Source organism: Mesorhizobium sp. Cs1299R1N3 (assembly GCF_037179625.1).
GTDB lineage: Bacteria > Pseudomonadota > Alphaproteobacteria > Rhizobiales > Rhizobiaceae > Mesorhizobium > Mesorhizobium salmacidum.
In genome coordinates this window covers 697,387-710,360 of sequence record NZ_JAPYKQ010000001.1, presented here as the reverse complement: position 1 = coordinate 710,360, position 12,974 = coordinate 697,387, and the positions used below count along the sequence as shown (strand labels likewise).

The following is a 12,974-nucleotide window of genomic DNA, read 5'->3' as shown; positions in this document are numbered from 1 at the left end:
AATATGCAACAGGTCGGGCCCGACGTTGAAACGAAATGGCGCTGAAACGAATCAGTTGGCCACACAATCTGGCGTGCTGTTGTCCGGGATTAAGGTTACCATGCCTGCAAATGATGCTCTGTCTTTCCTTGTGGCGTGGACCGTGGCGCCGTTCAGGGTCGGCTCCGTCACGCCGTCCAGCTCCAGCCTGGCGGCATTGATGACGCGCGACATCGGACCCGAGACGGGTCCCGTGCTGGAGCTCGGTCCAGGAACCGGCCCATTCACGCGAGCGCTGCTGTCGCGCGGGGTTAAGGAGGAAGATTTGACGCTGATCGAATCCGATCCGGATTTCGCCGCACTGCTCAAGCGTCGCTTTCCGGCCGCGCGGATATTCGAGATGGATGCTGTCGGTCTGCGCCATCTGTCGCTCTTTCACCGGCCGGTGGTTGGTGCTGCCGTCAGCGGCTTGCCTTTCCGGCTGATCTCGCCGCGCAGGACGCTCGCCATTCTCGAAGGTGTTTTCGCGAACCTTCGCCCGGGCGGAGCGCTCTATCAGTTCACGCTTGGACGGCGCTGCCCGTTCGACCCGTCGCTGCTCGACAGGCTCGATCTCGAGGTCACGCGGGTTGGCCATACCTTTCGCAACTTCCCGCCGGCGACGGTCTATCGCATCGCCAGGATCAAGACGTCAGAAACATATGACTGGCGCTTCGCATGACGGGACCGTTGTCGGTCATTCTCGGCTTCGGCCTGTTCGGCGTCTTCTGCCTCGCCTTCACCGAAAAGATCCTGCCGATTCCGCCCTCGCATGTGTTGCTGCTGTTCCTCGGTATGACGGCAGCGCCTGACCATGCGACGCTGGCGATCCTGCTGGCGGTGACGACTTCCGCCTCCTTCGCCGGCTGCCTTGTCTGGTATGCGGTCGGCCGCCGGATCGGCTTCGACCGTGCCGACAGGCTGATCGGACGAGCCGGCAGATATGTCTTCCTGCGCCCCGAAACCTATCGCAAGCTTGGCCAGGCCTATCGCCGCAATCATGTCAGGGTATCCTTGCTGGCACAGTTCATCCCGACCGTGCGCAATTACCTGCCGATCGCTGCTGGCGCGCTTTACCTACCTGCCTTGCCCTTCGCGGCCGCGACACTACTTGGCGCCACCATATGGAATGCGGGCTTTCTCCTGACCGGTTACCTCATGCGCGGCAGTGGCCAGGATTCCTTCGCGGTGGGCCTGCGCATCATCGTCATCGTCGTGGCGCTTGAGACGGCCTTCCTGCTTGCGTTGCGCTATAGCCCGACATGGCGACGCCGCATCAGGCTGATGCTCGGCTGACCGCGCTGCACCAATCTCCGGTCACGGGATAAGCTCCGCAGCCGGCTTTCCTTCGCTTGCCTGCCGGTGTTTAGTCGGCCATGGCCTTCACCATCCGCCAGTTGCAGTTCTTCATCGCCGTTGCCGAACAAGGTACGGTGTCGCGCGCGGCGCAAAACCTCTCCATTTCGCAATCGTCGGTCACCGAGGCGATCAAGGAACTTGAAAGCGATCTTGGTGTCGAACTGTTCGAGCGCCATCCGCGCGGCCTCAACATCACCCACAAGGGGCACCAGTTCCTGCGTCATGCGACAAAGATTCTCGCCGACGTGTCCGACGCGCGCCGCTCTTTTTCCGGCGAACAGGCCGTGGCGGGCGGGCGGCTGCAACTCGGCGTCACCTCGCTGGTCGCCGGCTATGTGCTGTCGGATCTGCTTTCACGCTACCGCCGCGCCTATCCGGGCGTCGAGGTCTCGGCCATAGAGGACAATGGCGACTACCTCGAACACCTGCTGATCGGTGGCAAGCTCGACATTGCCGTCATGGTCACCTCCAATTTGCGCGACCGCACTGCCCTGCAATCGGAGATCCTCGAAGTCTCGGCCTACCGGCTGTGGCTGCCGCTCGGCCATCCCTTGGCTGGCGCCGACATTATCGGCATCGGCGATATCGCCTCCGAACCGCTGATCATGCTGACCGTCGACGAGATCGAGGAGAACACCGGCAAGCTGCTGACGGCGATCGGCGCCAGGCCGCATGTCGCCTTCCGCACCCGTTCCGTGGAAGCCGTGCGCAGCCTGGTCGCCACCGGCGCCGGCGTGGCACTGCTGCCCGACCTTGTCTACCGGCCCTGGTCGCTGGAAGGCGACCGCATCGAATCGCGCGACATTTCGGGCTCCTTGCCGGTGGTGCAGGTCGGCATGGTCTGGCGGCGAGGCTCCGGCCTGGCCGCTGCAGCGCGCGACTTCATCGGCCTTGCCCAGTCGCAGCGGATGGTGCGCCAGCGTCTGTGATAGAGCTATCGGAAAAATCGATATCGGCCTTCTGATAAATGAATTTGCGAAACCGGAATTTTCAAAGCACCTTCCGTTTCAGGGACCCAAGCTGCCATCAGAGCGGCGTCAAGTCCAACGGACGAGCTGACAAGTTTTTCAGTCCGCGCGTGATCCAGCGAAAACCGGAGCGGTTTCAGGGTCACGCGCAAAAATGGGAGTCGACAATGAATTCATTCCTGAAGTCGTGCACTGCGTTGACGGTCGCGCTGACCTTCTCCGGTCAGGCCATCGCCCAGGTCAAGGAACTCGGCAAGGGCGAAGGCGAGGTCAACATCGTTGCCTGGCCGGGCTATATCGAGCGCGGCGAGACCGACAAGGGCTATGACTGGGTCACCGCCTTCGAGAAGGAGAGCGGCTGCAAAGTCAACGTCAAGACCGCCAACACCTCGGATGAGATGGTGTCGCTGATGAACGAGGGCGGCTTCGACCTCGTCACCGCGTCGGGCGATGCCTCGCTGCGTCTCGTCGCCGGCAAGCGCGTGCAGCCGATCAACACCGATCTCATCCCGGGCTGGAAAACGGTCGACGACCGGCTGAAGGACGCGCCCTGGTTTACTGTCGGCGGCGTTCATTACGGCGTGCCCTATCAGTGGGGCCCGAACATCCTGATGTACAACACCGAGGTGTTCAAGGAAGCGCCGAAGAGCTGGAACGTCGTCTTCGAGGAGATGAAGCTGCCGGACGGCAAGTCCAACAAGGGTCGCGTCCAGGCCTATGACGGACCGATCCACATCGCCGACGCCGCCAACTACCTGATGTTCCACAAGCCGGAACTCGGCATCAAGGACCCATACGAATTGAACGAGGACCAGTACAAGGCGGCGCTCGAATTGCTGCGCGTCCAGCGCACGCTGGTTGGCCGCTACTGGCATGATGCCGCCATCCAGGTCGACGATTTCCAGAATGAAGGCGTGGTTGCTTCGGGCTCGTGGCCCTATCAGGTCAACACGCTGGTCGCCGCCAAGAAGCCGGTCGCCTCGACCGTACCCGAAGAAGGCGTCACCGGCTGGGCCGACACCACCATGATGGAAGCCGACGCGGCGCACCCGAACTGCGCCTACATGTGGCTCGAGCATTCGCTGGCGCCGAAGGTGCAGGGCGATGTCTCCGCCTGGTTCGGCTCGCTGCCGGTCGTGCCCGCTGCTTGCAAGGGCAACGAGCTGCTCGGCGAGGAAGGCTGCAAGACCAACGGCTACGACAATTTCGACAAGATCAGGTTCTGGAAGACGCCGGTCTCGAAATGCGCCACCCAGAACGACCAGTGCGTGCCCTACTATCGCTGGGTGTCGGATTATATCGGCGTCATCGGCGGACGGTGATCTCTCTTACCCTCCCCCTCGTGGGGAGGGTCGACGCGCAGCGTCGGGGTGGGGGCTGCTCGGCCGTCTGTGCAGGTCACCCCCACCTGCGGCTTCGCCGCGACCTCCCATCGAGGGGGAGGTGAAGCGGCGTGCTATGGCAATCCGACAGAACCAACCGGCAACAGACTGACACCCCATGACCCCAGCCGTTTCCTTTCAAAGAGTCTCGCGCCATTTCGGCAGCATTCGCGCCGTCGACGCGGTCGACCTCGACATTGTGCCGGGCGAATTCTTCGCCATGCTCGGGCCGTCCGGGTCCGGCAAGACCACGTGTCTGCGCCTGATCGCCGGCTTTGAGCAGCCGACGGCGGGTTCGATCTCGATCTTTGGCGAGCGTGCCGCCCTACCGCCGGAACGTCAACACCGTGTTCCAGGACTACGCGCTGTTCCCGCATCTCAATGTGCTCGACAACGTCGCCTACGGGCTGATGGTCAAGCGCGTCGGCAAGGCCGAGCGGCACAAGGCGGCGGAGGAAGCGCTGTCGCTGGTGCGCCTGCCCGGCTACGGCGCCCGGCGGCCCGGCCAGCTCTCCGGCGGCCAGCGCCAGCGTGTCGCGCTCGCCCGCGCGCTGGTCAACCAGCCCAAGGTGCTGCTGCTCGACGAGCCGCTCGGCGCGCTCGACCTCAAGCTGCGTGAAAACATGCAGGAGGAGCTGAAATCGCTGCAGAAGGCGCTCGGCATCACCTTCGTCTTCGTCACCCACGACCAGGGCGAAGCGCTGTCGATGGCCGACCGCGTCGCCGTCTTCAACGATGGCAAGATCATGCAGATCGGCACGCCGGAGGACATCTATCAGCGGCCGAGCACGCGCTTTGTCGCTGATTTCGTCGGTTCCTCGAACGTGCTGCCGCCGGATTTCGTCCAGCGTTATTCAGGCCAGAGCCGCTGGGGCAGCCTGCGGCCTGAATCCATTCGCGTCGGCCGCGCCGCGAGCGGCGAGGGCGTCGCCGCGCGTCTCGTCTCAACCAATTATCTCGGCGCCACCACCCGGCTGGCGCTCGATGCAGACGGGTTGAAACTGCACGCCGTGGTGCCGGCCGGCACCGCCCTGCCGGCGGAGGGCGAGGCGGTGGTGCTGACGTTCAATCGCGAGCACCTGCATCTTATGGACGAGCCGGCATGACGACGTTTGGGGCAATTGTGACCAACGGGCGAGAGAAGGTGCTCTACGGCGCCCCCCTCTGTCCTGCCGGACATCTCCCCCACAAGGGGGGAGATGTGCAGCTTCGCCCGCGGCGCCTCCTCCGCAACGTTGGCGATTGGCGAAAGCGTCCGCGACAGCCGATCTCCCCCCTCGTGGGGGAGATGTCCGGCAGGACAGAGGGGGGCGCGAAGGATCGCGGCCTCTCATATCTCTTCCGAGAGGGCAGGGTGGCGTCATGACCATCGCCGCCCTCAACGCCAATCCCGCACCCGCCATCCTGCCCGGCAGCGGCGGTCTGCGCGGTGCGCTCTCCGACCTTTTCTGGCGCCGGCCAAAAGTCCTGCTGCTCCTCATGCTGCTGCCGCCGGTTCTGTGGCTCGGCATCGTCTATATCGGCTCGCTGTTCGCGCTTTTGGCGCAGAGCTTTTTCTCCATCGACGAGTTCTCCGGCCTCATCAACCGCCAGTTCACGCTGAAGACCTATGGCGACCTGTTACAGGCCGCCAATCTCGACATCATCCTGCGTACGGTGACGATGGCGGCCCTGGTCACGCTGGCTTCGGCCATCGTCGCCTTCCCCATTGCCTACTACGCGGCGCGCTATGCACGCGGCCGCTGGAAGGCACTGTTCTATCTCGGCGTCATGCTCCCGCTGTGGTCGAGCTATCTGGTCAAGATCTATGCCTGGAAGCTGATCCTGGCCAAGGAAGGCATTTTGACCTGGCTGCTCACCAAGCTGCAGTTGTTGTGGCTGCTCGACGCCTGGCTGGCGCTGCCCGTGGTCGGGGGCAATTCGCTCTCGGTCTCGTTCACCGGCACCTTCATCGTCTTCGTCTATGTCTGGCTGCCTTTCATGATCCTGCCCGTTCAGGCGGCCCTCGAGCGCGTGCCCGGCAATCTGGTCGAGGCGTCGTCGGATCTCGGCGCCTCGCCCGGCCAGACCTTCCGCAACGTGCTGTTTCCGCTGGCCCTGCCTGGCATCGTCGCCGGCTCGATCTTCACCTTCTCGCTGACATTGGGCGATTACATCATCCCGCAGATCATCGGGACGTCGCGCCTGTTCATCGGCCAGGCCGTCTATTCGCAGCAAGGCACGGCCGGCAACATTCCGCTGGCCGCCGCCTTCACCGTAGTGCCCATCGTCATCATGGGCTTCTATCTCTGGGGCGCCAAGCGCATGGGGGCCTTCGATGCGCTCTGACCGTGGTCAATCCGCTCCGCTAGGCCTGAAGGCCGCCGCTGCCTGCGGCCTACTCTTCCTGCATTTGCCGATCCTGCTGATCTTCGTCTACGCCTTCACCACCGAGGAGAAGAGTTTCGTCTGGCCGCCGCCCGGGCTGACCACGCAATGGTTCGCCGTCACCTGGAACCGGCCCGATGTCTGGGAAGCGCTGTCGCTGTCGGTCCGCGTCGCCGCCATCTCGACCACGATCGCGCTGGTGCTCGGCACGCTATGCGCCGCCGCCGTTTCGCGGACGAAATTCTTCGGCCGCGAAACCATCTCGCTGCTGGTTATCCTGCCGATCGCGTTGCCCGGCATCATCACCGGCATCGCGCTGCGTTCGGCCTTCGCGCTGGCAGACATCCCGTTCTCGTTCTGGACGATCGCGCTTGGCCACGCCACTTTCTGCGTGGTCGTGGTCTACAACAACGCCGTCGCTCGTTTCCGCCGCACCTCGGGCTCGATGATCGAGGCCTCGATGGATCTCGGCGCCGACGGCTTCCAGACCTTTCGCCATGTCGTGCTGCCCAATATCGCAACCGCATTGCTCGCCGGCGGCATGCTGGCTTTTGCCCTTTCCTTCGACGAGGTCATCGTCACCACCTTCACCGCCGGCCAGCAGCAGACGGTGCCGATCTGGATGCTGGAGGAACTGATCCGTCCGCGCCAGCGTCCGGTCACCAACGTCGTGGCCATGGTCGTCGTCCTGGTGACGCTGCTGCCGATCCTGTTTGCCTATTACCTGACCCGCGACGGCGACCAGATCGCCGGAAGCGGGAAATGAAAAACAGCGAATAGGGAGTAGCGAGTAGCGAGTAGGGAAAATCGACAGCCAAACCCTACTCGCTATTCGCTACTCCCTATTCGCTCCTTTCAAGGGAGAACCCAATGGACACCCAGATGCTGATCGGCTCCAAATTCGAGAAGGGCGCCGAGACCGAGGAGCCGATCCTCAATCCGAAGACCGGGGCGACCATTCTCAACCTGCCCGAGGCCAGCCAGGCACAGATCGAGGCCGCCGTGGCGGCAGCGGGACAAGCGTTCGTCTTGTGGTCTCGCACAACGCCGGCGCAACGCTCCGGCTACCTGCTCAAAATTGCCGACCGCATCGAGGCCGAGGCCAAGGAATTTGCCACGCTCGAGGCGCTGAACTGCGGCAAGCCGATCAACGCCGTGCTCAATGACGAAATCCCGGCCATCGTCGACTGCTACCGCTTCTTCGCCGGCGCGGTCCGCTCCATGCCGGGTGTGGTCGCGGGCGAATACCTGCCCGGCCACACCTCGATGGTGCGGCGCGATCCGATCGGCATCGTCGCTTCGATCGCGCCATGGAACTATCCGCTGATGATGATGGCCTGGAAGCTGGCGCCGGCGATCGCCGGCGGCAACACCGTCGTCTTCAAGCCGTCGGAGCAGACGCCGCTGACGGCGCTGAAGCTGGCAAGGATTCTGGCCGAAGTGCTGCCCGAGGGCGTCGTCAATGTCGTGCTTGGCCGGGGCGACAGCGTCGGCAACACGCTGATCAACCATCCCAAGGTCAATATGATCTCGATCACCGGTGACGTCGCCACCGGCAAGAAGGTGCTGCAGGCCGCCGCCAAATCGGTCAAGCGCACGCATCTCGAACTTGGTGGCAAGGCGCCGGTCATCGTCTTCGACGACGCCGACCTCGGCGCCGTCGTCAAGGGCTTGCGCGCCTTCGGCTATTACAATGCCGGCCAGGACTGCACCGCCGCCTGCCGCATCTATGCCGGCAAGAAGATCTACGACAAGCTTGTCGCCGATCTGTCCTCGGCCGTCTCGACCATCAAATACAACCAGCCCGACGATACCGAGAACGAAATCGGGCCGTTGATCTCGCGCCGCCAGCGCGATCGCGTCTCGAGCTTTGTCGAGCGTGCCTCGGAGCTGAAGCACATCGAGATCACCACCGGCGGCAAGCCGGGCGAGGGCACTGGCTTCTACTATCAGCCGACCGTCGTCGCCGGTGCGCTGCAGGAGGACGAGATCGTGCGCCGCGAAGTGTTCGGTCCGGTCGTCTCGATCACGCGTTTCACGGAAGTCGACGAGGCGGTGAGCTGGGCCAACGACAGCGATTACGGCCTGGCGTCATCGGTGTGGACCAGGGACGTCTCGCGCGCCATGGCGACCGCCGCCCGCCTGCAATATGGCTGCACCTGGATCAACACCCACTTCATGCTGACCAACGAGATGCCGCATGGCGGGCTGAAGCAGTCCGGCTACGGCAAGGACATGTCGCTCTACGCGCTGGAGGACTACACCGCCGTGCGCCACGTGATGGTTGCGCATGGGTGAGAAGCGGTGGGCGAAGCGGACGAAAAGCCAATTGCTTGGCTTTTCGAGCTTCGAACGCCCTGAGCCTGCGAAGAGCCGGGACGCCGCCCGTCCTTCTCCCCTTGTGGGGCCCGAAGGGCGGGCCACAAGGGGAAAGGTAAGTTGCACAGCCGCTACTCCACGATGCGATAGATGTTCCACAGGCTGGTGCCCGACACGACATAGGGCTCCATCTCCTTACCCCATTTGGCGTGCGCGTCGATCTTGCCGATCTTGGCAAACATCGCCTCCAACTGTGCCAGGCTTTCGACCTCGTGATGCGACTCGACTGTCGCTTCACGGGCGCCGATCGATCCGGTCATGATCTGGAACTTGAGGTCGGCGAGGCCGACCTGCGAGCCGATCTCGCGTTCCCATTTCCGCATCAGCTCGAGCACGGTCTGCTTGTGCCCGAACCTGGCGTCGATCTGCCATCTGGCGCTGAACATGTCGATCCTCCTCCATCACTTGCGGTTGAGCCCGCGGTTGATCTACTCGTCCCAGGCCTGCACGACGGTCTGCCGTGCGATCTGCCCGTTCTTCAGCTCCAGCATTGCCGCGGCGAACACTTTCGTGCCGTCCGGATAGGCGCAGGCCTGGGTGAAGGCGAGGCAGTCGCCGTTGGCGATGGTGGTGTCGACCTTGTGGGTCATCGCCCGGCTGCAGATATCGTCCCAGAACGTCGTGATCGCCGCGCGCCCGCGGATTTCGCGTGGCTTGCTCGGCGGGTTGTTGCGGTCGATCACCCGCACCAGCGCATCGTCGGCATAGAAGCTCGACAGCATCTTTCCATCACGCCCTTCGATCGCCTTCTTGATCGCCGCGCCGTCCACTGTTTGGGTCTTGGTCAGCATTTTATCCTCCATATGCCCGTCTTCACGATCGGGCGGTTGATGCTTTGTGGTGTCGCCCGGCACTCATCGCCGGGCCGGGGTCTTCACTGCGACTTCGCCTTCACGGCAGCGAATACGCCGTCGGTCTGTTTCTTGAAGGTCGCGAGATCGACCTGGCTGCCGTTGAGGATCGTCGACCAATGGCGAACGATTGCCGCCATCGCTATCGTCTCCTTGATCTCCTCGTCGCTCGCGCCGTTGAGCTTGGCGGCCTCTGTGTGGAAATAGATGCAATACTGGCACGGGATCTGCGACGCGACCGCGAGCCCCATCAACTCCTTGGTCTTGCCGTCAAGCGCGGTCTTGGGGTTGAGCTGGACGCCCTTGATCTCGGCCCAGGCGCCGGCGATGGCGACGTCAGGCAGTGTCTTGAACATATCCGGCACGGAGCCGAGCGTCGCCTCGATGTCCTTGTAGGCCGCCGTCGCCGACGCATCCTCGGCCTTCGCCGGAGTGATCGTGAACAGCGCGCCAATGCCCGCCGCGATTACAAATGACCTGACATTCAGTTTTGACTTGGGCATTTCATCCTCCGTTCGCAGCGCCTTTCCCGGCGATATCCGCCTTGGCCTGCATGGGGAATTGATAGCGCCTACATCGGTGTCCCCGCTTCGCCCGAAAGCGCCATGGCTCTCATGGCCCGTCCGGGCCAGTCTGCCTGGCGGAAAATGCCGCCGCCGCCGCTCGCGATGGCAGGTCGAGCTTGAGCAATATGTTGGCGACGTGGCGCTTGACCGTGTGCTCGCTCAGCCTGAGTTCGGCGGCGATCGCCGCATTGCTCTTGCCATCGGCGATCAAATTCACGACTTCGCTCTCGCGCGCGGTCAGGCAAGCCGGTTCGGTCGCCCTGGTCTTGGGCCGGCAGGCCGGTTCCAGGTGCTGTTCGGACATCGCAAGCACAAGCGCCAGCGGCTCGTCCATTTCGTCGATGGCGATAGGCCCGCGATCGACGAAATGAAGTCCCGAGCCGACTGCCAGATCGGCGACCAGCCTCGACGCCAGTATCTCGCCGCGCCCGGCGAGAGCGGCGAGTTGTATCGCAACGCGGCCCGTCAATCCTGCAGGGGGGCCGCGCAACTCGATCTCGCCGACATGTGCCCCTTGCGCGCTTGCCACCCCGATTTGCTGCGCCGCGTCGCGCAACGCCGCCGCGCAGCGTAAGGCCCGTCCCGGGCCGTCGAAGCGCGAAATCATCATTTCGCCATGCATATCCGCGCAGCGCCCGCCGTGGCGCGTCACAAGTGCCCGCCATGTTTCGTGGAAATGCTCGCTGCGTTCACTCCACATCCTGTCGCCAAGCCGTGCCGTGTCGTAGATGCGTGTCACCAGAAGCGCCGCCAGAACGCGTTCGGCTTCCGCCACGGCGCGCTCGCCGGTCAGGAATTCCTCGATCAGGTCGGCCACCCGGTCGACATCGCCGGTCCAGATCGGATGGTCGCGCCCCGGGATTTCGACCAGCCGCGCGTTGGGGATCTTCCTGGCCAGAAAGCGGCTGGCGTCGGGATCGACCCGCACGTCGTTGCGGCGATGGATCAGCAGCGTCGGCGCGTCGATCACCGCCAGGATACCGCGTACATCGATCTCCGCGTTCATCCGCGCCAGCGCCGCCGCTGCCGTCGGGCTGGCCGAGAGCCGTTCGAACCGCGCCCACCAGGTTGAAAATCGGGCGTCATCGACCCTGCCCGGCGCGAAATTGGGCAAGGTGGCGCCTGTCCCCCAGGCCGTCTCGGCCGTCGCGATGAAGGCTTCCAGACGCTCCGGCGGCATCACCCATTTGTGGAAATGGGCATAGCCGCCATAGAGCGCCAGCGCCCGCGCCCGCTCCGGATAGGTGGCGGCGAACAGCATCGCCATCGGCGCGCCTTCGGAAGCGCCAAGCAGGGCGGCACGGCCGCTGCCGGCCGCATCCATCACCGCGCGCACATCGTCCATGCGGGTCTCGAGGCTGGGCAGGTGATGGACGTCGACGCGGTCGGAGAGACCCGTGCCGCGCTTGTCGAACAGGATCAGCCGTGAGAACGCCGAAAGCCGCCTCAGGAGTCTGGTATAGCCCTCGTCTTCCCAGTGCAGGTCGAGATTGGAGATGAAGCCCGGCACGAAGACAAGATCGAACGATCCCTGGCCGATCACCTGATAGGCGATCCGCACCTCGCCGCTAAGGGCGTATCGGGTCTCGATCGGCCTCACGAGGGTGTCCGCCCGGCCTGACGATTTCTGATCGCCAACCATAGCAGAGCCGCGTCGGTTGCGGCAGTTTATATTTTAGCGGAAGTGAATGTGCGGCCGCCGCGGCTATTCTTGCGGTGCCGTGACGTCACCCGGAAAAGCCTCGAGCCCGAGCTTGAGATCGGCCTCCGCCGGCGTGATCGGCCGCTTGATCCTGGCCGAAGCGACCACAACCAGTTCGTCGAAGCCTTCGCCGCCGCTGTCCAGCATCTCGAAAAACTGGCGCCGCATCCTCGGCTCCCAGAACTTGTTGATATGTTCGGCGACTCCGGCAACACCTTCCTCGCGTGGTCTGGAGTGGAAAAAGGCGGCGATCTGGTTGGCCATGCGCACCAGCTTTTCCCGTGTGCTCATGATGTGCTCTTCGTCATGCGACATGCTGGGTAACTCCGCAGATCACCCGGTCAGGGTGCGTAAAAACATCGAAATCATCGCCGCGCACCAACGCCACCAGCGTCATGCCGGCTTCCTGCGCCGTGCGGATGGCAAGGGCGGTGGGAGCGGAAACGGCGATGATGAAGGCCGAACCGATCGCTGCCGTCTTCTGCACCATCTCAACCGAAACACGGCTGGTCACCACGACCGCGCCCGATGCGCCATCGATATTGGCCTTGGCCAGCGCCCCAGCCAGCTTGTCGAGCGCATTGTGGCGGCCGACATCCTCGCGCGCCATGACGACGCCCTTGCCAGGCACGTAGAAGCCGGCTGCATGCACGGCGCCCGTCTCGGTATGCAGCGGCTGCACCTTCGACAGCAATTTGACCGAGCGGATGATGTCGTCGGCCTCAAGCGTAAGTTTCGACGCACCGACCGCATCGACCGAGCGCATCGCTTCCTCAATGGATTCGATGCCGCAGAGCCCGCAGCCGACCGGTCCGGCAAGCCGCCGCCGCCGCGCCTCGAAACGCGTATTGGCCTGGTCCTTCAGCCGGATCTGAATATCGATGCCGGCACCATGATCTTCCACTTCGATGGCTTCGATTTCGTCAGGCGCGGCGATGATGCCCTCGGTCAGCGAGAAGCCGAGCGCGAAATCCTCGAAATCGGCGGGGCTAGCCATCATCACCGCATGCGTGGTGCCGGCAAAGGAGAACGCCACCGGCGTCTCCTCAGGCACCATGCGGTCGGCCGCAGCCGTGCCGCCGGCGCGGTGCGCCAGCCTGGAGATTTGAGATATGGGAGGGCGGGTCACGAGGCGCCAACCTCTGGCCTGCCGGCCATTTCGCTTAGGAAGCGCTGAAGGTTTCTTGCTTCAATTGGCGATTGCTCTCGCAGGCTATCCCCCACTCCGTCGCTGCTGCGCAGCGCCACCTCTCCCCCCTCCGGAGGGAGAGGAAGGGTGTTTCCCGGCAAAGGCCCGCGCCTTTCCTCTCCCCCGTCGATCGGGGGAGAGGTGTCGAGCGAAGCTCGACGGAGTGGGGGTCGATCAGCCGTCAAGATTGAAG

The 12,974-nt window shown here is 63.9% G+C and carries 14 protein-coding genes and 1 pseudogene; 9 read left to right on the top strand and 6 right to left on the bottom strand.

Translation table 11 applies throughout. The features are described 5' to 3' along the window. Nucleotides 1-100 precede the first annotated feature (100 nt). The 9 genes and pseudogenes from O7B34_RS03290 (at nucleotide 101) to O7B34_RS03255 (ending at nucleotide 8,392) form a co-directional block, all read left to right on the top strand. Complete coding sequence (locus O7B34_RS03290; protein WP_337144843.1) at nucleotides 101-700, top strand: class I SAM-dependent methyltransferase; 600 nt, start codon at nucleotides 101-103, stop codon at nucleotides 698-700. After that, entirely contained in the window at nucleotides 697-1,314 is a 618-nt protein-coding gene (locus O7B34_RS03285) for a DedA family protein (RefSeq protein ID WP_337144842.1), read from the top strand. The genes O7B34_RS03290 and O7B34_RS03285 overlap by 4 nt, the downstream gene beginning before the upstream one ends. Nucleotides 1,315-1,394: 80 nt before the next feature. Beyond that, entirely contained in the window at nucleotides 1,395-2,306 is a 912-nt protein-coding gene (locus O7B34_RS03280; protein WP_027142168.1) for a LysR substrate-binding domain-containing protein, read from the top strand. Nucleotides 2,307-2,512: 206 nt separating this feature from the next. After that, nucleotides 2,513-3,667, top strand: a complete 1,155-nt coding sequence (locus tag O7B34_RS03275) for an ABC transporter substrate-binding protein (RefSeq protein WP_337144841.1) — start codon at nucleotides 2,513-2,515, stop codon at nucleotides 3,665-3,667. 178 nt (nucleotides 3,668-3,845) lie between these two features. Then, nucleotides 3,846-4,260: pseudogene (locus tag O7B34_RS32150) on the top strand (ABC transporter ATP-binding protein); the annotation flags it as partial. A 90-nt stretch (nucleotides 4,261-4,350) separates the two neighbouring features. Next, on the top strand, nucleotides 4,351-4,833 hold the full coding sequence (locus O7B34_RS32145) for an ABC transporter ATP-binding protein (RefSeq protein ID WP_442920943.1): 483 nt from the start codon (nucleotides 4,351-4,353) through the stop codon (nucleotides 4,831-4,833). 256 nt (nucleotides 4,834-5,089) lie between these two features. Next, the gene (locus O7B34_RS03265) at nucleotides 5,090-6,055 is read left to right on the top strand and encodes an ABC transporter permease (protein ID WP_337144840.1); all 966 of its coding nucleotides are present in this window, start codon (nucleotides 5,090-5,092) and stop codon (nucleotides 6,053-6,055) included. Continuing rightward, a complete protein-coding gene (locus O7B34_RS03260; protein ID WP_337144839.1) occupies nucleotides 6,045-6,860 on the top strand; it encodes an ABC transporter permease in 816 nt (271 codons plus the stop codon). Before O7B34_RS03265 ends, O7B34_RS03260 begins: the two co-directional genes overlap by 11 nt. Before the next feature lie 104 nt (nucleotides 6,861-6,964). After that, entirely contained in the window at nucleotides 6,965-8,392 is a 1,428-nt protein-coding gene (locus O7B34_RS03255) for a gamma-aminobutyraldehyde dehydrogenase (RefSeq protein ID WP_140746290.1), read from the top strand. 152 nt (nucleotides 8,393-8,544) lie between these two features. On the opposite strand, the gene O7B34_RS03250 is transcribed toward O7B34_RS03255, so the two are convergent. The 6 genes from O7B34_RS03250 to fdhD all read right to left on the bottom strand — a co-directional run bounded on the left by O7B34_RS03250 (nucleotide 8,545) and on the right by fdhD (nucleotide 12,721). Then, nucleotides 8,545-8,859, bottom strand: coding sequence for a hypothetical protein (locus O7B34_RS03250; protein WP_027142162.1), 315 nt, complete (start codon nucleotides 8,857-8,859; stop codon nucleotides 8,545-8,547). Between the two features lie 42 nt (nucleotides 8,860-8,901). Continuing rightward, a complete protein-coding gene (locus O7B34_RS03245; protein ID WP_337144838.1) occupies nucleotides 8,902-9,264 on the bottom strand; it encodes a nuclear transport factor 2 family protein in 363 nt (120 codons plus the stop codon). Nucleotides 9,265-9,347: 83 nt separating this feature from the next. Next, the gene (locus tag O7B34_RS03240; RefSeq protein ID WP_337144837.1) at nucleotides 9,348-9,827 is read right to left on the bottom strand and encodes a carboxymuconolactone decarboxylase family protein; all 480 of its coding nucleotides are present in this window, start codon (nucleotides 9,825-9,827) and stop codon (nucleotides 9,348-9,350) included. Nucleotides 9,828-9,936: 109 nt separating this feature from the next. Then, nucleotides 9,937-11,490, bottom strand: a complete 1,554-nt coding sequence (locus tag O7B34_RS03235; protein WP_337144836.1) for an alpha/beta fold hydrolase — start codon at nucleotides 11,488-11,490, stop codon at nucleotides 9,937-9,939. 105 nt (nucleotides 11,491-11,595) lie between these two features. Next, nucleotides 11,596-11,907 carry a formate dehydrogenase subunit delta gene (locus O7B34_RS03230; protein WP_337144835.1) on the bottom strand — a complete coding sequence of 104 codons (312 nt, stop codon included), beginning with the start codon at nucleotides 11,905-11,907 and terminating at the stop codon, nucleotides 11,596-11,598. Beyond that, nucleotides 11,897-12,721: a formate dehydrogenase accessory sulfurtransferase FdhD gene (gene fdhD, locus O7B34_RS03225; RefSeq protein WP_337144834.1), complete on the bottom strand. Its 825-nt coding sequence runs from the start codon at nucleotides 12,719-12,721 to the stop codon at nucleotides 11,897-11,899. Before fdhD ends, O7B34_RS03230 begins: the two co-directional genes overlap by 11 nt. Nucleotides 12,722-12,974 lie beyond the last annotated feature (253 nt).

What these genes read in the sequence shown, in the direction of transcription:
- O7B34_RS03255 (WP_140746290.1), top strand. Translation starts at nt 6,965, where the DNA reads ATGGACACCCAGATGCTGATCGGCTCCAAATTCGAGAAGGGCGCCGAG.
- O7B34_RS03240 (WP_337144837.1), bottom strand. Translation starts at nt 9,827, where the DNA reads ATGCCCAAGTCAAAACTGAATGTCAGGTCATTTGTAATCGCGGCGGGC.
- O7B34_RS03250 (WP_027142162.1), bottom strand. Translation starts at nt 8,859, where the DNA reads ATGTTCAGCGCCAGATGGCAGATCGACGCCAGGTTCGGGCACAAGCAG.
- O7B34_RS03260 (WP_337144839.1), top strand. Translation starts at nt 6,045, where the DNA reads ATGCGCTCTGACCGTGGTCAATCCGCTCCGCTAGGCCTGAAGGCCGCC.
- O7B34_RS03245 (WP_337144838.1), bottom strand. Translation starts at nt 9,264, where the DNA reads ATGCTGACCAAGACCCAAACAGTGGACGGCGCGGCGATCAAGAAGGCG.
- O7B34_RS03265 (WP_337144840.1), top strand. Translation starts at nt 5,090, where the DNA reads ATGACCATCGCCGCCCTCAACGCCAATCCCGCACCCGCCATCCTGCCC.
- O7B34_RS03290 (WP_337144843.1), top strand. Translation starts at nt 101, where the DNA reads ATGCCTGCAAATGATGCTCTGTCTTTCCTTGTGGCGTGGACCGTGGCG.
- O7B34_RS03275 (WP_337144841.1), top strand. Translation starts at nt 2,513, where the DNA reads ATGAATTCATTCCTGAAGTCGTGCACTGCGTTGACGGTCGCGCTGACC.
- O7B34_RS03285 (WP_337144842.1), top strand. Translation starts at nt 697, where the DNA reads ATGACGGGACCGTTGTCGGTCATTCTCGGCTTCGGCCTGTTCGGCGTC.
- O7B34_RS03230 (WP_337144835.1), bottom strand. Translation starts at nt 11,907, where the DNA reads ATGTCGCATGACGAAGAGCACATCATGAGCACACGGGAAAAGCTGGTG.
- O7B34_RS32145 (WP_442920943.1), top strand. Translation starts at nt 4,351, where the DNA reads ATGCAGGAGGAGCTGAAATCGCTGCAGAAGGCGCTCGGCATCACCTTC.
- O7B34_RS03280 (WP_027142168.1), top strand. Translation starts at nt 1,395, where the DNA reads ATGGCCTTCACCATCCGCCAGTTGCAGTTCTTCATCGCCGTTGCCGAA.